This is a genomic window from Hymenobacter gummosus (assembly GCF_003970915.1).
In the GTDB taxonomy this organism is placed as follows: domain Bacteria; phylum Bacteroidota; class Bacteroidia; order Cytophagales; family Hymenobacteraceae; genus Solirubrum; species Solirubrum gummosum.
On record NZ_RXOF01000001.1, the window covers coordinates 713,304 to 732,869 of the forward strand.

The following is a 19,566-nucleotide window of genomic DNA, read 5'->3' on the forward strand; positions in this document are numbered from 1 at the left end:
CAAATTAAAGAGATATCAATACATCTCTCACTTTTTGCATCAGCCACATAGGTGTGCTTGTAGCACCACAGATTCCGACAGTTTGGTTTGCGCCGAACCACTCAACCTGGATTGCTTGTGGCTCGGAAACGAAATGGCTATTGGTATTTGCAGATTTGCACACCTCATAAAGCGTCCGACCATTCGAACTTTTGCTACCGGCCACGAACACCACTTGATCATGTTGAGTAGCGAAGTGGTGGAGTGACTGATCACGGTTACTCACTTGGCGGCAAATAGTATCATGCGCATCGATGCTGAACCCCATTTTTACCAAGGACTGTCGCAGTTGGTAAAACTTCTCTGCGCTTTGGGTCGTTTGGCTGTATATAGTAATGTGTTGAGGCAAGGGGTGCTTGAGCAGTTCCTCCAAGCTTTCGAACACCACAGCGTTGTGCTGGGTCTGGCCAACTAACCCGAGTACCTCCGCATGCGTGGCCTTGCCGAAAATGAAGATACTGTTGCCTCGGTCGTAGCTGGATTTGATGCGATTTTGCAGTTTCAACACCACTGGACAACTGGCATCTATCAAAGTCAAGTTATTAGCTAATGCTGTTCTATAGGTGCTGGGCGGTTCGCCGTGGGCGCGGATCAAAACCGCTTCATCCCGCAGGTGATTTAACTTATCGTGATCGATTATACGCAGGCCTTTGTCTATCAGTCGCTGTACTTCCGCTTCATTGTGTACTATATCACCCAAACAATACAAATAGCTGCTCGCCTCGAGAAAAGACTCCGCCATCTGAACCGCATACACAACACCAAAGCAAAAGCCTGAGCCTGGGTCTATACGGACTTGCAAGGACAGTGTCGCCATACATGTGCAAATTCAAAGATATATTCAATTATAAGGTATGCTGAGTTGATAACTAAATGATTGGGCGGTGTTCTAAGTGTATAGTCCCAGAGTGAGCTGGGGCGGGTCGCGAGTGAAGGTAGCTGGGTTTTTCTGGTGCTGAGCACAGATGAACTCGTGCAGGGTAAGGCCGCGCAATGTTTTTAGGCGTTTGGCGTGGTTGCAAGCCAACAGGAAGGCCTGCAGGTGCTCGTTTAACTGGGCGGTAGTTTCGTAGTGGTAGAGCAGCACGGTCGCTTCTTTGCGGGTGCGGTTCATGCGTTCGACCTGGCCGTTGGTCCTCGGGTGGGCCGGCTTGGTGAAGTAGAGTTCGATGCCGTGCGCGTCGTAGGTGCGGCCGAAGGTGTAGCGGCCGGCAGGGGGTTGACGGCGCATATTGCCGAACTGAGTGCCGTTGTCGGTGAGCACCCTGTGCATCTGATAAGGCACCGCCGCCAGCACCCGGCGCAGGAACTCGGCGGCCAGCATCTTGACGGCGCGGGGCTGCAGTTCGGCAAGGGCCACCAAGATGCTGGTGCGGTCGATGGGCACAAACAGGTACACGCGGCCTTGCTCGGTGTGCACTTAGGCGAAATCTACGTGCAGGTAGACGATAGGATACGCCTTGGATTTTTTCCTCAGACGGCTCTTTCCGTCCGCGCTCAGAGGCAAGCAGCTGATGCCGTGGCGCTGGAACAGCCGGTGCAAGGCCGAGCGGTTCAGGCGCGGATCGTGGCCGGCAGCGCGTAAAGGCAATCGTCCAGCGGCAAGAACGTGTGCTGACGAAAGGGTACGGCAATGGCCTATTGTTTCTGGCTTAGCACCGTCAAGGCGGGCGTAGGCCTCACCACCGCATCTCGCGAGGCGGTGCGCTTGCGCCACTTGGCCACCGTTTTGGGATTGATGCCGTGGCGCCGCACTAGGCTTTGGTATCTTTCCGAACTACGCAAGATAGCGGCCCGGATTGCCGCCGCCCGAGCGGGCGCTGCCGTGGAGTACTTGTCCCATAAGGCGATGCGAAAGGTGACGCCGAAAGATATACTACCACGCTCCGCGACTATACACCTAGCTAGACCACCTCATTTTTACCGGAAACTGTCCGAATCGTGTGCTATCGTGCTGCTGGAGAACTAACATGCTTCGCGTCAGCTTGCCTGAGAGGTCACAACCACAGGGTGTAGTCCCAAAGATGCGAGGGGCCTCACATCGAACCCTGTTTCTCTCTACATTTACATCAATGGACTCCTGACATCCTCATCTCGTCCGGACGGTCCCTACCTAATTTATCGTCAAAGCACTCATTCTGGAATATGAAACTGTTGCTATTGCTGCTGGGGGCTGCGCTATGCATGGGGGCAGAATACATTGATAAGACCGCGACATCCAGGGTTGCTAATGCGCCCTTGACTATTACGGTAACCGGTATAAAACCCAATCATGGGAAAGTACTGGTGGCTGTCCTGGACCGCAATGAATTTGTGGACGCCGGAAGCAAGGTGCCTAAATATTACCGATTGCTTGATGGCAAAACGATGGAAGAACGGGCAGTATTTGAAAATCTGCCCTATGGCGAGTACGCCATCGGTTGTTATCAGGATGTTAACGGCAATTTGCTACTGGATAAAAACTTGGCAGGCATACCTGTGGAGGATTTTGCTTTTTCCAATAATCCTTCCGCAAAGTGGAAGAAACCAACTTACGATCAATCAAAAATCGCTTATAGTAACTCGCATCACTATTTCCCCATCGTTATCAAGCCTTGGATCAAGTATTGGAACGAGTAAACTTCAGCCAAACCTTCATGTATGAACCAAGACACTAAGAAGCAGGAAAAACGTGTGGCTGTGATTGGCGCAGGTATTACTGGCCTTTCCAACGCCGTGCATTTGCTTAAATCGGGTTATGCCGTTAAGGTGTATGAAAAGCAATCGGCGCCGGGTGGGGTATGGAACAACTTGTCAAATTCCGGTTCGTACCTGCAAACCAATTCCTTGCATTATCACTTCGCTAGTGGCGTTCGTTGGAAAAGCAAGCATCCAGACCGCGCGGAGATACGACAGCAAATAGCTAAGGTATGTGCTTCGTTGCCAGCTGGAGTAGTTGAGTTTGATACCCCGGTGGAACGGGTGCGTTTTGACGCAGATCAAGTACAGGTTACGGTTCAAGGACGCGAGGAAACCTTTGACGGCATTATCGTAGCTACTGGCCTTCACCAAGCGCCGTTTACCCCACCTGAATACCGCAGCTTCGGTGGTGAGGTTAAGCATTTTGTGGAACTGGATACAATCCAGGACCTAGATCAGAAAAAGGTTGTCGTTGTCGGATGCGGACCTAGTGCCATGGAAGCCTTGCGTTCATTGAGTTCTAGCGCGAAGCAAATTCACTTAGTTTGCGACAAACCTAGATGGATTTATCCTTCTATTTTTTTATACAATTTGCTCATATTCATGCCCTGGTCGAGGCCAAATCAGTGGCTTGACCGAAGAATACACAAAGTTCTGAGCAAGCATTATCACAAATTCGGCTTGCAGCACATGATGCCGGCGACCAGTCCGGTACGGACAAACCCGGGATCCATCTGGAAAGAATTCTTTCCCAACTCGAAGCAGTCCCATGTTCACCTGCATTCGCACGCCAAGATCAGCGGCTTTGATGGCCGCCGAATAATGTTTGCTGACGGAAGAAGTATTTCCGACGTGGATGTGCTTGTGGCTTGCACCGGCTGGCAACCGTTGGAATTCCCTTTCTTTGATCCCGGGCTAGCGGAGGTTGTCCAATTTCACGTAACGAAAGTTGGCTACTTGTATTTACACGAGGTAGTGCCAGGTTACCCGAGGATGGTCCTTGCCAACTACAAAAGCGGCATTGGATCCACCGGACTAGCCCCCTTCATTAGTTCCATATTGCTGCAGAACGCGCTGGAGCAAGCCAGCATTTATCCCAGCAAAATCCAGCAAGAAAGTTGGATTGCGCAGGAAAAACTAAGGTGGGCCAGTGCCCCATTGGTATTTCAAACGATAAACGTGTTCGAGTCGTTTGTACAGACCTTTCTGTTTTTTTCTCATCCGCGCCGAATTTTCTGGTTTCTACGCAAAATGTCCTTGCGCTATATTGGCAAGCTCCCTTCCCGCTTTAATTACCGGCCTGAGACCAGTGTATGAGAACGGCACACATGCGCTGCTTGGGCTTAGCATTGAGCCTGCTGTTTCTGCTGTATTCCTGCGTCCACCACAAGATCACCGACGCAGGTGTTGCCCGCGTTCCTCAGCGCGCAAACAACGCATCGAGTAAAGAAGCCAGGGGTTTTTTGTACCTGACAGAAGGCAACTACCATGGAACTGGCATCCCCCACTACTCGCTTTTCGTCCGTAAAATTACCAAGCGCAATACGCTACTGGCTCCTTTGCCGGACAGCTTAGCGCCAACCCAAAGGAGCCTAAGCACCAAGGTGCCTTTTGGGTATTCCGCCGTTCAATCCATCCAAGGCTCGGTTATAATCAACGCTAATTGCTTCAGTTGCCACGCTGGCCACGTAGCTGGCCAGTTTGTTCTGGGGTTAGGTACGACAAACTCCATTTACCAAAAAGGCCAGCATGTGCAAGCTTTGATGCTGGACCAGGTGGTCAAAACCATGTACTCGCGAAACAGCCGGGAACGAAAGGCCTTCGGCCATTTTGGTGATTACTTCAAGCAAGTGTCCAAAACCACGCACACGCCCAACCCTTTTGTTAACCCTGCTTTTAGATTGGAAGAAACTTGTATCAATCATCGAGATCCAGTTGACTTATCATATAAGCCACGCGAGAATTTTCCCATGACCAAGCAAGTGTACGCTTCTGATATACCTCCATTATGGCATGTCAGAAAAAAGCGGACATTGTACTATAATGGGATGGGCAACGGTGACAAAAGCAAGCTGTTGATGCAAATAACGGCGATGGGAATCACCGACACGCTAATGGCGCGCGACGTACAACGCCACTTTGGCGACGTGGTTGCGTGGATTGAATCGCTGCGGCCTCCCAAATACCCACGTACCGTCGATCAAGGTTTGGCGGGGCGTGGCGCTATCACCTTCGCCCAGAAGTGCAGCGGGTGCCACGGCACGTACGGCGTCCAGGAATCATACCCCAATAAAATTGTTGCGCTTGAAACACTTAAAACCGACCCTTATTACGCCCGGTATTTCTTCCGTAACTCTGGGTTGGCGAGCTGGTACAACAGCAGCTGGTTTGCTACATCTTCCCCGCACTCCAGCTTGGTGCCTATTGAGGGATATCAGGCTCCTCCCCTAGACGGAGTTTGGGCCACGGCGCCATACCTACACAATGGCTCCGTTCCAACTTTGAAAGCTTTGCTAAATAGTAAGCTAAGACCTCTGCGGTGGGAATATACTAATGGTTACAATTTTGAGGAAGTTGGCTTAGCAAACCGGCCCAGTCATGCCAAGAACCTGCGTCCGAACAAGCAAACATACGACGCCAGCATCGAAGGCTATGGCAACTACGGGCACAGTTTTAGTGACATGCTGACGGAACAACAACGCAGCGAACTACTGGAGTATTTGAAGACCCTATAGTCTTCTTTCCTTCTGCATGTGCGACGCGGCCCGACCAGTGTATTGCCACTCTTCGGGCCGCACCGGTCTGTTCATGCTGGTGAATCAACGCCCTAAGTTCCTATGCGTACAACTAAACTTGGGACGCGCTGTTGTCATCTTCCACAAGGTCCAGCAGCCGGCGTTGGCCATCAACTAGTAGTTTTTTCGCGTACATGGAACATTACGACATCATCATTGCAGGCGGGGGCATGGCAGGGTTGAGCCTGGCGTTTTACCTGAGCCGTTCGCCTTTGCGCTCCCGTTCCATCTTGCTAGTGGACCGCGAACGCAAAGAAAAGAATGACCGCACGTGGTGTTACTGGGAGCGTGGAGACGGCCCGTTTGAGGCCATTGTATACCGTAAATGGAGGGCGATAGACTTTTACGGCACTAGCTTCTCAGGGTCACTAGACCTTGGCGACTACCAATACAAAATGCTCCGCGGGATAGATTTTTACCGATTTATGCACGAGGAATTGCAGAAACTGCCGAATCTAGACGTGCGTTTCGGTGAAATTACCCATCTAGAAGATTTGGAACAGGGCGGCATGGTCGTAGTTGGGGGCAAGCCAATCGTAGCTCCTGTGGTGTTCGACAGCACGTACCGCTTGCCACAAAGTACGCCCCGCACCCATAATCTGCTGCAGCACTTCAAGGGCTGGGTCATCACGACCGAGCGCGATTGTTTCGACCCCAACCGGCCGCGGGTGATGGACTTTCGGGTAGAACAGCAAGAAGATTGTCGCTTTCTGTACGTGCTGCCCTTCAACAAACGGCAGGCGTTGGTTGAGTACACCATTTTCAACGAGCAAGTGCTGGCCTCCGAAGCTTACGAGGATTCCCTGAGGCAGTACATTGACCGCTTCCTTGAGGCGGGCTCGTACCGCATTGAGGAAACCGAATTTGGCATTATTCCGATGTCGGATGTGGCCGTCTCAGAAAACCCGTCTCAACATATCGTGCGCATCGGCACCTCCGGGGGCTACACCAAACCCTCTACCGGCTATACGTTTCAACGAACCCAACGGTATCTGCAAGAGCTGGTGGCCTCGATGGAAACCACCAACCAAGTCCCCGTTCGCAAGCAGCCTGGATTCCCTAAATGGTTCAAACAAGCCCTCGACAGTGTACTACTCAACGTGTTGCAGAACAAGCGGCATCCGGCCGATGACGTGTTTACCAAGCTATTTCAACGCAACCCTCCAGAGCGGGTGTTTCGGTTCATGGACGAGGATACGTCTTTCTTAGAGGATCTACAGATCGTCAATTCAATGCCGAAAGGGCCATTCGCAATGGCCGTATTTGACTTGATTCGCCAGCGGGCCCTGCATTTGTAAATCCCCCTCATGCGTACCTATTCAATCTTCGTGAACACAACACGAATGCACTGCCCAAGCGATGCGGTCTGGCTAAAACAGAAGCCGATATTGCGGGATGGGAAAGAAGCCGATTTGGTAATCAATGGTGTAGCGCCCCGTGCGCGGGTTAAAGCGTTCAAGGAATACGTTGTGCGTGTTCAATACATTCTGCAGATCAAGTGAGTACTCCTGAGTTATTCGGTTTCCGTTGCGGCGGTAAGAGAACTTGAGATCTGTGCGAAAATAGTTGGGTAATTGTCTGCTGAACGCTCTGGATTCGATGAATACTTGTTCACCCAACAACCGCGAGCGGGCCTCATCCACCGGGGTGGTATACCTGCCTCCCGCAGCAGTGAGTTTCCAATCGATGTTAACTACATTGCTTTTGCGGCCAACCTTAATCTCCGCTCCTGCCAGCACGTTGATTACGTAGCGCCCGTTGAACGTGGTATTGCGCCAGATACGATCCGAACCGCGGTACTTTGAGTCAAACAGTGAAACCGTCGAAAGCACGTAATAGCCCCTGTTGAAAAACTTTTCGCAAGTAATCTCCAGACCATAATTCCGACCGCTGCCCCGATTGACTAAGCTATCGACATCGGGGAATTCGAATCCGGCACCAGCGTTCAGCAGGGAAAAAGAAGAAGGACGCTGTTCTACGCCTGCCTTTCGCAATTGCTGATAGTATGCTTCGGCTTTCAAATGCCAGTCGGAGTTGAATAAGTAGTCATAGCTTATAACGTAGTGTTTACTGCGCGTGAAATCAAGCGTCTTGTTTGTGAACCTTATTGCTCCGGAGGCCGTGTGCGTTTCCGTGTAGTACACTTGCAACGGCTGCAGTTGGCTATGTGCCCCAAACGCAAGGCCGATCTGTTGCCGCGGCGTCAGGAATACCTTAGCTCCTATTCTAGGTTCGATTACATAACGCCTGCTTGCCGTGAAGAAGGCACCTGCCAATCCCGCGTTGATTTTGATGTCATCCGAAAGCTTGTATTGCCATTGGCTGTACCCTTGCAGCAACGTTGGCCGGCCGGACGATTGGCGCGCGCGGTTCGGCCCCCCGCCCGGCGTCAGGCGGGTACGGTGCAGCCCAAAGTCATAGATGTCGCTCATGGCCCCAAGAACGGATGTGATCCGGGAGGAGAAACGGTGATTCAATAGCGCGTGCACGGAATACTTATCAACCAAGAAGTCGCTTTCCTCTTGGCGGATGGGCAGCCGCGTCACCGTGCTCAGCGAATCATTCACGAACTGCTCGCGCGTCCGCGACGCCGCAACGGATACCTTACCAAAGGTCTTTTCGCTCAGTTGATGCTGGTAGGAGGCCCCCGAAACAGCTGTGAGATATTTGAAATAGGTATCCCGTGAGTCCGAACCGAAGTAATTGGCTTGCGTTGTATCTCGCTGACTGCCTAGCAAATTGATGCGACTGACTCCTGCAAGCCCGAACACTGACCAAGCACCTTTTGCCGTTGGGAAATGCAGCCTGTAGTTGAGATCCTGGTATTTTGGGGTCCCCGTTCCTGTGCCGAACTCCAGTCCCAACGCTTGAAATGCACTTAAATTTGAGTAGCGGTAATGCACTAGAAAAGAACTGCGGCGCTGACTTGTCCATGGTCCTTCCGCTCCAAACTCGACCCCGTTGAAACCTATCTGCCCCAAGTATTCGTGCTGTTGGTTGTTGCCCTTGCGCATCTGCAGATCGAATACGCCGGCGACAGCATTACCGTACTGGGCTGGGAACGCTGCCGTCAAAAAATCCGATTTGTCCAGCACGTTGTAGTTCATCAAACTCACGGGGCCGCCCGTGGCTCCTAAAGCCCCGAAATGATTGGGGTTGGGAATGTTGATTCCGTCCAGACGCCAAAGTAGACCAACGGGCGAATTGCCGCGAATGATGATGTCGTTGCGGGCATCGTTGGCGCCGCTGACCCCGGCGAAGTTGGTGGCCATGCGCGCCGGGTCGTTGCGGGACCCGGCAAAGCGACTGGTTTCCTCGACGTTGAACGAACGAGCGCTTACGCTGGTCATGTCGTTGTTGGGCGTGGCCTTGTCCCGCCGGTGCACGACGCGGGCTTCGCCCAATTTGTACACTTGCTCGTCCAAGGATACGTTCAAAATCGTTTCTTTCGCAGACGTCAACATGGTGTTGGCGATCGTTTGCTCTTTGTAGCCAAGTAAGCTAACCCGCACGGTTTGCCGGCCCAGCGCCACTCCTTCGAGCAAAAATGTGCCATCAGCACCGGTCACGGTTCCCAGAACGGGTTCAACGGAAACGACCACAACGGTGGCGCCCGGAAGAGGTGCCCGAGAGTCGACACTCACTACTGTGCCTCGTATGCGCTGGGTATGCTGAACGGTAGCAGCCCGCGACTCTGACAAGAGAAGCCGCGACAGGAGGATAGTTAACAAAATGACGCGCATGCAGAGGACTAGGATGGCGTTGGCTCCACCACGCCGGGTCACGGTGGACCGGAGTCGAGCAGCATGAGTTTTACTACTCCAGAGTTGGATAGAAGGCACGTGCTTGGAAAACAATGTCAGTACAATCCGTGAAAGATTTTGAGTGATCTAGCCAGTGCTTATAACTGTTAGGCCCTACCGACGTGCTAACAAGGGTTTAGAGCTGTTCCTGTTGCGAAACCCATTAGGGGTATGCAAATAGCATCAAACAAATGAATGAAACACGCATTACTTAACTCATTTGAAGATGTGAACTTTGCGTAGGGCGGCAGCGTCGGGGCATGTCTTCGTGAAGTCCGAATACTGCACAGGTTGGACGAAGTCCAAACCGCGCTCCGACGTTTCCTATTTGCATAGGACAAATTGCAGTAGTATTCAAAACAGCCAATGCTACACCTATTCGTACTATGCCCTTAGCAGATTAAGGGAGCACTTCATTTGCCACGGTAGTGACAACTACCTCGGATCGCTTGTTTATACACCTGGCGATTATTGATGTGCGCACCAATTGACTACTCGTTTAACCTTTGTCCTGAACTTTTAATCAAGGCCAAGTTTGGTCCAACGGGTCGCATTTATAGGCTAAGCGCCGTGGTGGTAACCGCTTGACTAAGCAGCCGGCTCGTGTCTACTTTTGTTGGCTCCAGTTGGGTGCCGCTGGCAGTTGCCCGCTGTCAGCCCGACAATCGAAGCGGATTTGGCGCCGCATAGCCGGCATACGTACTGCGCTTTCTCGCTGCCTTCATAAAGGGTGTGCCTGCCTTTGTTGGCGCCAGCTGGATGGCGTAGGCAGTTGCCCGCAGTCAGCCCCGCCACGGACGCGGACTTGCTGCCGCAGTATTTACAGTGAAAGGTAGCCATGGCAGTGCTGAACTAGACTCGTGGGTACTCTTTCCACTCGTTAACGCTGGCTTGGGCATAGCCCGTACGTTGGTGAATAACCTTGCGCATGGCCTCGTTCAGCCACGTGTAGGCCGTTGGGTCCACGCGCGGGTCGGCCATGAACTCACGCACGACAGCAACCAACGCGCCGGGCTGGTCGTTTTCCGGCACGTACTTCAGAAAGCCTTGCATCGCCGCGTGCATGGCTTCCAGCGCTTCCTTTCGCGGGTTAGGCAGCGTGTAGCTGCCCGGCGAAGCCGGCTCCAGCTCGTGCGGCGCGTATTCCTCGAAGTCCATGAACTGCGCCTGGTCTTCCATCGCCAGCAAAGCCGGCAGGGGCGCGCACTTGATGGGTTTGGCGTCGGCGGGATTAATCAGCATGATTTGCCGGACTTCGGCGGTGGGCTGGTCCTTCAGGCGTACCGCCTGACCCATAGAGAAACTGGACATAAATAAAGAGGGTTGATGGGTAATTCAGTTCGGGCGCAACGGACCCGCTACTGGCTCAGCCGAACGCTATTCCAAGACGTCAATGCTGAGTTGGTAAGGTAGAGAAAAAAGAGGCGAGACCGGACCCTTCAACAATATGGGTTCACCTACTTCCGCTCTGCCGTAGGAGGATGGTCGGTTCTGTCCGTTTAACTTTTGTACCAAACTTTTAACCAAGGCCATACCTCGCGTTTGGCGGGAGCGGCACGATGACTGCGGAAAGCGACTACCTGCGCCTCGACGGCCCCAGCCTGTGGCTGGAGTACTCCAGCCAGCCGGGCCGCGACTTCGTTGGCCGCGTGCACCCGCACTCCGTCTGGCGAGACCGAACCACCGATTACGGTGGACAGTAGCGGCTGGCCGGTTTGGGACGGCCATGTCCCAACGGGGCCTGGTACCAGTGACCCCGAAAGAACGGTTGTTTCTTCACGTATCCATCTTTGGCTGGCCCACCCGGGCTGGTCTTCTTGCACCATGCTGCTTGTTTGTCGTCGCCTTGGCTGCTGGCCACTGCTGCTCGTCCTTGCCCTGTGGGGGGCCGCTCACCCCACCTTTGCCCACCCCATGCCAAGCGCGCTGGTGCTGCTGACGGTGCACCCGAACCGCCTCGAAGCCGAGCTGCACCTGCCGCTGGTCGAGTTGGAGACGGCCTTTGGGCACCCGCTGGCCGACTCGCCCCAGACCGTCGTACCGCGCTACGGAGCCGCCCTGCGGCAGTACCTCACCCGGCACGTGCGGGTGCAAAGCCCCGATGGACGCACCTGGGCCGTGCGTCCGGGGGCGTTACGCGTCCAGCACCAGCAAACGGAGCTGAACGGCCCGTACGAGGAATTACTGGCCACGCTGCAGCTGGCCCCACCGCCCGGGGCCGATGTCCGGCACTTCGTGCTGCACGACGATGCGGTGATTCACCAGGTGGTCACGCACAAAATACTGGTGGCCGTGCGCCAGGACTGGGCTACCGGCCGGGTACACGACGATGCCCCTCCCGCCCAGGTGGGGGTGATCGAGCTAAACGTGGTCGATAACGTCATCCCGCCGCTGGTGGTAAACATGGCGGCGGGCAGCTCCTGGACCGGCTTCACCGCCCTGGTACGCTTGGGCACCCGCCACATTGCCGACGGCACGGACCACTTGTTGTTCCTGCTCGCGCTGCTGTTGCCCGCCCCGCTGGTGGTGGCGGGGCAGCGGTGGGGCGGCTTCGGCGGGGCGCGCTACAGCGTGCGGCGGTTGCTACTGCTGGTCACGGCCTTCACGGCCGGCCATTCTCTGACGCTGGTGCTGGGCACGCTCGGGTGGGTGCGCCTGCCCAGCCAGCCGGTGGAAACGCTCATTGCCGCGTCCATACTGGTGGCCGCGGCGCACGCCGTGCGCCCCCTCTTCCCGGGACGCGAACCGTGGGTGGCGGCAGGGTTTGGGCTGGTGCACGGGCTGGCCTTCGCCGGCACCCTGGCGGCGTTGCAGCTGGAAGGCGGGCCGCTGGCCTGGAGCCTGCTGGGCTTCAACGTGGGCATCGAGCTGATGCAGCTGCTGGTCGTGGGGCTGACGGTGCCCTGGCTGCTGCTGCTGGCCCGTACCCCGCATTACTGGTGGGTGCGCATCAGCGGCGCGGCGCTGGCCGGACTGGCCGCGGCGGCGTGGCTAACCGAACGCCTGAGCGGGCACCCAAATGTCCTCACGCGCGCCCTGGTAAGGGCCGATCCCTACGCGCCGTGGCTGCTGGCCGGGCTGGCCGTCGTCGCCCTGCTGCTCTACGTGCGCCGCACCAGGCCGGCCCCAAAGTCGTCGTGAGCGCGATGCCTGTCTTGCGGTTGGTCGAGTGGATTGGTCGACTGGTCGAGACATGCTTGCGTCAGGGAAACCACGGCAGTATTTATACGTAGCAGCCGACGCCCCTAAGGGGGTAGCTCATTGATTTTCATTCACCTTCTTACAACTTGCGTATGCGAAGCGCTACTCTCCTTGTCTCAGCAGGCGTGCTGCTGACCCTAATGGGTTCCAACCAACGGTCCAGCCGCTCGGCGGTACGGGCCCTGCGGCTGCCGACCGCGGCCGCTCACGCCCACGGTTCTGCCAGCGTCAAAGGCACCAAAGGCGTGCAGCAGACCGGCACCGTCGCCGACGTGGTCACGGCCGCCAATGCCTTTCTGGCCACGCTCAGCACTGCCCAGCAGGCGACGGTGCTGCAAACCTTCAACGCGACCAACGTGGTGAAGTGGTCGAACTTCCCGATCGCCGGCTACAACGGCCGCATCGGCATCCGCCTCGACGCGCTGACGGCGGCGCAGCGGACGGCCGCCATGGCCGTGGTGCAGGCCGCCACCGGCACGGCCGCCAACGAAGGCTTTGACGAGATTCAGCAGATCCGCACGGCCGACGACTACCTCGTCTCCACCGGCAGCAGCAGCACGACCTTCGGCAGCAACATCTACTTCATTGCCTTCCTGGGCACGCCCAGCACCACCGGCACCTGGATGCTGCAGTGCGGCGGCCACCACTCAGCCACCAACATCACCTTCGGCGGCGGTGCGGTAACGGGCGCTTCGCCCAAGTTCGAGGGCGTAGAGCCGCTGACTTTCAACGCCCCGAACAGCAACGTGCTGCCTGCCGGTACGCCCTGCGCACCCCAGGCCCAGGAGCAGGCCGGGATGCTGGCCATGATCAGCGGCCTGACGACGGCTCAACAGACCTCTGCCCGGCTGACCCAGACCTTCAACGATCTGGTCGTGGGGCCGCAGAAAGACGGGCTGTTCCCCGCCACGCGCGTCGGCTTGCAGTGCAACCAGCTCACGGCGGCCCAGAAGCAGCTCGTGGTGGATGCCATGGCGCCCTGGGTCAAGGACGTAGACGACGCCACGGGCCAGCAGCTGCTCGCCTACTACCAGTCGCAGATCGATAATACCTACATCGCCTACTCGGGCACCGGGGCCTTCAACGCCATCAGCGACTACGTGCGCATCGACGGGCCCAACGTATGGATTGAGTTTGTGGTGCAGCGGGGTGCCGAATACCCAACCCAGATTCACTACCATACCCTCTACCGCGACCGGGCCCGCGACTACGGCGGCAACTTCTACGGCTCCTACACGACGGTGCTCGGCACCAAGCCCAGCACCAACGCGACGGTGTTCACGGCTTATCCCAACCCCGTGGCCAGCGGCCAGGGTATTGACGTGGTGCTGGCCCAGACCAGCAAGTCGGCCACCTACCAGCTGCGCAATGAAATCGGGCAGACGGTGGCCAACGGCACCTTCAGCGGCATAAAAACCAAAGTGCCCACCAAAGGCCTGGCTGCCGGGCTTTACTTGCTGACTGTGCAGCCCAGCGGCGAGCAGCCAGTCACCACCCGCTTGACTCTCCAGTAAGTCTCGTCCGGCCTTTTCAACGCGAACGGCCCCGCCTACTCAGTAGGTGGGGCCGTTCTGTTTTGCGGTACGTTTTTGTTGCCATTGTGCAGCCCCAAAAGGTTGCAACTAGCAATGCGCGACACGAACGAGAGTCTATCTTGTTCACCCATACCACCTGTAACTGAACACTTCGCTCAGTTACAGGTGGTGTTGTGAAGCTAAAATAGAATATCCCTGCCCACTAGCGTAGCACACGGGGTGTAGCTAGTCTTGTGTCTGCTGGCCAAATGCGCCTTTTGGACTACTCTTTTTAGATTAGCCGCTATCGATTGCATCAGAACACCGCAATCAATGAGTTTCTTTTAGTTTGCAGAGCTTACCTTAAGCTCAGCAAATAATCTGGCCTTCTTAACACCCTTCCCTGTCGATTTACCGCTATGAGTTCCCCGTACTCGGCTGGGCCACAAATGCTCGGCTACCTGTACCAAGTGCAATATGCCTTACTCACGTTGCTTAAGGCCGACGATGATGAAGCAAATGCGATTGTGATCGAGGGCCTAGATGATGTGGAGCTGAATGGAGCAACCTTCTTGGAACTCCAGCAACTCAAGCATCACATTGGGACAAAGCGACAGGCAACCCTATCAAACAGCAGCCTGGATTTGTGGAAGAGCCTGCGAATTTGGAGCGAAGGAATTGCGCAAAAACGGTGGAACCCGCTGCAAACGAAACTAACGCTGATCACGACAGCGAGAGCTGTTAGCGGGTCTATTGCCTCCAAGCTGCGCGAACATGCGGGTGAGCGCAACACGAAGGAAGCTCTGCAAGAATTGGTAACACTAGCGGCCGATACAACGGCCAAGGCCGCTGCAAAGGCTCAAGCAGCTTTAGCTCAGGGTAAGAAGGTGCAGCCTACAGAGTTAGAAGAACTGGTGACTGTTTTTGGTGCCCTGAAGCCTGCCCAGCAAAAGCAGCTAGTAGAAGCTATTGTGGTGGTTGACCAAGCTCCGACCATGCACAATTTGGAGGAGCCGATTAAAAACAAGTTGCGCATAGTGGCTCCCAAGGATAGGCTGAACCAGGTATACACGCATTTGCTGGGCTGGTGGTACGCCACTGTTGCTGAGCAACTGCTGAACGCACCTGGTGCCAATAAGCCCATCAAATGGATTGACCTTAAAACAGAGATTGATGAAATCATTCCTCAGTATCGAGCGGATAGGCTACCTACTTTTTTTGCCCGCGCTGAACCGGACGAGGATCACTACAAAGCATTACAAGGGCAAATGTTTGTGCGCCAGCTGGATTACTTGGTGCTGGACGCAAAGCGTATTCGCTATGCCGTAAAGGACTATTTCCGGGCCTTTCAAGAGCGCACGAAATGGGCAACCGATAAGCTTCTGGTCGGCAGAGAAGTGGAAGACTATGAAGCCGATTTGCAAGAACGCTGGGAACGGTTTGTTAACCGCTTGCCCTACCAACCGGAATACTCCAGCTATCTGGAAGACGATGAAGCCTGCCTGCGGTTTGGCCGCCGGGTGCTGGATTGGGTTGAAGAGGCCAATTTCCCTATTCGGCCTGCCATGCCCCCTACTGCCGATTACATTACGCGCGGCAGCTACCATATGATAGCAGACCGGGATGTGCCCCCTGTTTACTGGCACCCTAAGTTTTTAGAGAAGATGGCTGAACTGGTACAGGAGGCTGGTAATTAAGTCTGGGCTTGCTATGCTTCCGTGGAACCGTCGGCCTATTGAGGCGAATCTGGTTAATCCCGCCTTTTGTACGCTGGTTCTGCGCCAGGCTATCGATGGCTACTTCCAAACAGCTCGCACAGGAATGGAGTTTTCGCTGGCATTTCTGGTGCTGCCCGTCGTATTGCACAAAGCCACACGTGACTTGGTCCCGGCCACCATTGCCACGAAGTTACATGTGTGGATTCAGCGGCATCACGAAGTGCGCATTGGCTTTGCGCAACACATGCAGAACATGGTGCCGATTACCAAAGAAGCGCTGATTTTTGGCATGCAGCACGACGCTTACCAGCTGGATGAGCGAGGCACCTTAGTGGCAGGGCTGCAGGAGCTAAAGCCTGTGGATGTTATCCCAGGCTCTGACGCAGAAGCGTGTTTCAAGAAGGCGTTTTTTGTAGGCCGGTGGTTTGCCGACGCGGGCACCCCTTCCTCCGTGATTGCCGCCTGGGACGTAACGATCAAGTAGTATGGAGTATCAGTTTTACCCTTTTTTTTACTTCCCGCCGACCACAATGCAAGTGCGGGCCATCATCCTATACAACTATCAAGGGCAGAAACGGATTCTGCCCTTCAAGCTCGGGCAAGTCAACATTATTACGGGCGAGTCGGAAACGGGCAAATCATCCATTATTAATATTCTCGACTACTGCACCGGGCGCTCAACCTTCAAAATGTTTAAAGCGGAGGGGGTAAATATTGGCGTGGTTGCCTGGTACGCCGTGCTGCTTCAAATAGGCTGGATGCAGGTGCTGGTTGCCAAGCCGACCCCCAAAGGCCAAAACAGGTCACAGAAGGAAGGATACATTGACAAGGGCCTGTTTTTGCAACTTCCCGAACTCAAGGATCTGCGGGTTAATACCAACGACGACGGCATTGATTCGGAGCTGTCAAATCTGATCGGGATTGCGCCGAACAAGGCGTTGAGCCCAACCAAAACGGGCCAAGATCCAGCCCAGGCATCCCTGCAGCACACCAAGTATTTTCTGTTTCAGAATCAAAACCTAGTATCTAGCCCCGAGCACCTGTTCTGGCGGCAGAGTGACCCGAAGATCGGCCGCCACTTACGCGACTCGTTGCATTACTTTTTAGGAGCCGACCAAGATGAACGCTGGGAGAAGGAAAAGCGACTTGCGCATTACAAGAAGGGTCTACAAAAGCTCGAAGCCAGCAACCGTTTACTCGAAGCACAACGGGCCACCCAGAGCCAGAGTATGCGTACCATGCTGCTGCAGGCGCAGCAAGTAGGCCTCGTAGGGGGACTGGTGCCGGACGCCGAACTGTTACCGACCCTACGGGGACTTCTGACGTGGGAAGCAAGCAGTACCCTAACCACCGTTGCGGTAGCCAATAGCCCGTTGGAGCAGGAACGCCAGCGTGCGCGCGAGCTGAATCGGGACTTTCGTGAGAAGCTGCGCGAGATAGAAGAGGCCGAAGAATACCGCCGGCAAGCCGATGGGTTTGCCACCTCAATCGAGCAGCATACGGACCGGCTACGAGCCGTGCATGTGTTTGACCAAGACTCTACTCACGCGGAACAGTGCCCACTTTGTTCGCAAACGATGGGTTCGCCGCCTCCTTCGGTGGCGGCCCTAACGACGTCGCTGGCTCGGATGCAGGCCAACCTGGGCGGCGTGCGCCGGGAACGGCCTCAACTGGAGCAGTACATCACCCAGCTGAACAACCAATTGGAAGACCTTCGTGAGGCACGCCGACTGGCCGAAGACCGGGTAAAAGCGCTGCAACAGGAACAAGATGCGGGAGGGCGGTTGCGCGACCTGGAGCTGCGGGCCTCACGTGTCGTTGGCCGCATTGAAAGCTATCTGGAGCAGCTACAGCTGGTCGATGATAATGCTGAGCTGCAACAACGCATTGAAAACGGGAAAAAAATCATCGAGGATTTAGAAGCGGAAATCGGATCTGAAGACGTCACAGAAATCATTGAAACCAGCCTAGCACTGGTATCTGCGTATATGACGCCTTGGGCCAAGGTATTGAACATGCGCTATGCCGGCTTGCCCCATCGCCTCGACCCGCGCAACCTGACGGTAGTAGCGGCGCAAGGCCGCGGTATTACGATGGAAGATATGGGCGGTGGGTCGAACGCGCTGGGCTGCCACTTGATTACCCTGGTGGCCCTGCACCGGTTCTTTATTAAGAATAAGAAACCGGTGCCCGGCCTGCTCGTGCTCGACCAGCCCTCACAGGTGTATTTCCCATCGCTCGAAGCCTACAAGACCATATTAGACGGCACCGTACGAGACGTGAGCGTGGCCGGCGGCGATGTGGCAGCTGTGCAGCGCATGTTTGCGTATTTGTTCAAACGCGTAAAAGAGCTAAGTCCCGATCTGCAGCTCATTGTGACGGAACACGCTAACTTGGATACACTCGACTACCAGCAGGCGCTGGTAGAAGACCCTTGGGTAGGAGGCAGAGGCTTGATTCCGCAGGAGTGGATAACGGCCATGCCGCCAGCAGTAGACCCAGTAGAAGAATAAAGAAAGCGGTTGTTGGCTATTGCGACGCTTCGGCCATGCGCCGGAAGCGCCGCTCAATTTCAAACTTGCGTTCGTACCCTGAATTGGGAGGCAGCGTCCATTCCAGGGCCTCTAGTAAATCCGGGTGCGCTAGCAACTCACCCAACCGGTGTTGGATATACCCTCGTACGCCTGCACGAGCCTGCGCTACTTCGCGTTCTAGTTGCAGGCGGTTGTCTACGACGTGCACCACGTCCTCCAAGTCCTGGCTCAAGCGCAGATCGTTCCAGCCCCGGTCGCGCATAGCCGCCAGTTTGGTGGCCAAGAAGTACTCCGGAGCGAGGATGCGGATCGTGGTGGAGTCCGGCAACTCGAACGGAATGGCCTGGGCGAACCCCTCCGGGTACCAGGGGTTACTGAACCCCAAAATGGCGTCGTCGGTCGGCATGACGTCGACCACGAGCTGCGCGTAGCGCCAGCGGCAGATCACGCCCGAGGCGATGTCGTTAACAAATCCCCGCGCGCGGAGTTCGTCTTCCAATTGGTAGAAGGCGGCCCGCGGGGCGACTTCGACAATACAGTCCACGTCCTCTGTAATACGTGGTTCGGGCGTATTCAGGGGCGCGGCGGCGTACAGGTTGACCGTTGCGCCGCCCACAAACACGACCCGCTCACGCAGGCTGCCCAAGGCTCTGGCTACCGCTTGCAGGCGGACCAGGTTGCGGTGTTGATCAGGATTCATGGTCTACCTGTTGGGTGGTTAGCAATCGCTGTCTGAGCAGTTCACCGGCTAGCTTTACCTCCCGCGGCCGGCCTAAGCGAATGGTGTCCACTAACGCCAGCAACTCATAGAGGACGTCATCTGCTTGCGCAGCAGCGGGTACGCCCGCGTACAACGGCGTGACTGCGGCTCCCCATAAGTGGCCTTCCGCCGTCGGCCAGACATACGTGATGCCTTGACCAAACTGCTCCTGCAGCAACGGTACGCTAGGCCCAGTGGCAAACCCCCGCGCCTGAAAACCGGGGTTGGCGGGGAATACATAGGGCAGCCCGTGAATGAGGAACTCCACTAGGGAGCGTCGCTGTACGTGCCGGCCTGCGTCCAACAGCCGGCTGTGTTGGCATCGTCGCAAGGCGTAAGATATCTCCGCCGGACTGAGGAACAAAGCCTGCGCTACTTGTTTGCTTTGCCAGGGACGAGTTCCCCGAGCAGCCAAGGCCAGCATCAGTACGACGTCCTGTGGACGAAGAGCATTAAGCTTCTCCATAATTCATGATTCATGATTCATGAATTCAAAGATACACTCTACAATAGACTTAATTTG

General features: G+C 55.5%; 13 protein-coding genes and 2 pseudogenes. 10 read left to right on the top strand and 5 right to left on the bottom strand.

From position 1 onward, the window contains the following. Positions 1 to 4: 4 nt before the first annotated feature. Both EJV47_RS03070 and EJV47_RS03075 read right to left on the bottom strand, forming a co-directional pair. Positions 5 to 856: a 4-hydroxy-3-methylbut-2-enyl diphosphate reductase gene (locus EJV47_RS03070; RefSeq protein WP_207895816.1), complete on the bottom strand. Its 852-nt coding sequence runs from the start codon at positions 854 to 856 to the stop codon at positions 5 to 7. A gap of 72 nt (positions 857 to 928) precedes the next feature. Beyond that, positions 929 to 1,882 (bottom strand): annotated as a pseudogene (locus EJV47_RS03075) (integrase core domain-containing protein). 302 nt (positions 1,883 to 2,184) lie between these two features. Here EJV47_RS03075 and EJV47_RS03080 point away from each other — a divergent pair. The 4 genes from EJV47_RS03080 (at position 2,185) to EJV47_RS03095 (ending at position 6,811) form a co-directional block, all read left to right on the top strand. Then, positions 2,185 to 2,658: a DUF2141 domain-containing protein gene (locus tag EJV47_RS03080; protein WP_126691658.1), complete on the top strand. Its 474-nt coding sequence runs from the start codon at positions 2,185 to 2,187 to the stop codon at positions 2,656 to 2,658. Positions 2,659 to 2,679: 21 nt separating this feature from the next. After that, complete coding sequence (locus EJV47_RS03085) at positions 2,680 to 4,035, top strand: FAD-dependent oxidoreductase (protein WP_126691659.1); 1,356 nt, start codon at positions 2,680 to 2,682, stop codon at positions 4,033 to 4,035. Positions 4,036 to 4,067: 32 nt separating this feature from the next. Continuing rightward, a complete protein-coding gene (locus EJV47_RS03090) occupies positions 4,068 to 5,453 on the top strand; it encodes a c-type cytochrome (protein WP_126691660.1) in 1,386 nt (461 codons plus the stop codon). Positions 5,454 to 5,647: 194 nt separating this feature from the next. Beyond that, positions 5,648 to 6,811, top strand: a complete 1,164-nt coding sequence (locus EJV47_RS03095; RefSeq protein WP_126691661.1) for a lycopene cyclase family protein — start codon at positions 5,648 to 5,650, stop codon at positions 6,809 to 6,811. A gap of 72 nt (positions 6,812 to 6,883) precedes the next feature. On the opposite strand, the gene EJV47_RS03100 is transcribed toward EJV47_RS03095, so the two are convergent. Continuing rightward, a complete protein-coding gene (locus EJV47_RS03100) occupies positions 6,884 to 9,256 on the bottom strand; it encodes a TonB-dependent receptor (RefSeq protein WP_126691662.1) in 2,373 nt (790 codons plus the stop codon). A gap of 912 nt (positions 9,257 to 10,168) precedes the next feature. Beyond that, positions 10,169 to 10,627: a hypothetical protein gene (locus EJV47_RS03110; RefSeq protein WP_126691664.1), complete on the bottom strand. Its 459-nt coding sequence runs from the start codon at positions 10,625 to 10,627 to the stop codon at positions 10,169 to 10,171. Between the two features lie 233 nt (positions 10,628 to 10,860). Between EJV47_RS03110 and EJV47_RS03115 the strand changes: the two are divergent. The 6 genes and pseudogenes from EJV47_RS03115 to EJV47_RS03140 all read left to right on the top strand — a co-directional run. Next, positions 10,861 to 11,019, top strand: a pseudogene (locus tag EJV47_RS03115) (DUF3500 domain-containing protein); the annotation flags it as partial. 211 nt (positions 11,020 to 11,230) lie between these two features. Beyond that, positions 11,231 to 12,457: a HupE/UreJ family protein gene (locus EJV47_RS03120; RefSeq protein WP_126691666.1), complete on the top strand. Its 1,227-nt coding sequence runs from the start codon at positions 11,231 to 11,233 to the stop codon at positions 12,455 to 12,457. 152 nt (positions 12,458 to 12,609) lie between these two features. Next, positions 12,610 to 14,031, top strand: coding sequence for a DUF3500 domain-containing protein (locus EJV47_RS03125; protein WP_126691667.1), 1,422 nt, complete (start codon positions 12,610 to 12,612; stop codon positions 14,029 to 14,031). A 419-nt stretch (positions 14,032 to 14,450) separates the two neighbouring features. Then, entirely contained in the window at positions 14,451 to 15,728 is a 1,278-nt protein-coding gene (locus tag EJV47_RS03130) for an ABC-three component system protein (protein ID WP_126691668.1), read from the top strand. Positions 15,729 to 15,741: 13 nt separating this feature from the next. Then, the gene (locus tag EJV47_RS03135) at positions 15,742 to 16,233 is read left to right on the top strand and encodes a three component ABC system middle component (RefSeq protein ID WP_126691669.1); all 492 of its coding nucleotides are present in this window, start codon (positions 15,742 to 15,744) and stop codon (positions 16,231 to 16,233) included. 1 nt (position 16,234) lies between these two features. Beyond that, positions 16,235 to 18,262, top strand: coding sequence for a DUF3732 domain-containing protein (locus EJV47_RS03140; RefSeq protein WP_126691670.1), 2,028 nt, complete (start codon positions 16,235 to 16,237; stop codon positions 18,260 to 18,262). Between the two features lie 16 nt (positions 18,263 to 18,278). On the opposite strand, the gene EJV47_RS03145 is transcribed toward EJV47_RS03140, so the two are convergent. After that, a complete protein-coding gene (locus EJV47_RS03145; protein WP_126691671.1) occupies positions 18,279 to 18,983 on the bottom strand; it encodes a nucleotidyl transferase AbiEii/AbiGii toxin family protein in 705 nt (234 codons plus the stop codon). Between the last annotated feature and the right edge of the window lie 583 nt (positions 18,984 to 19,566).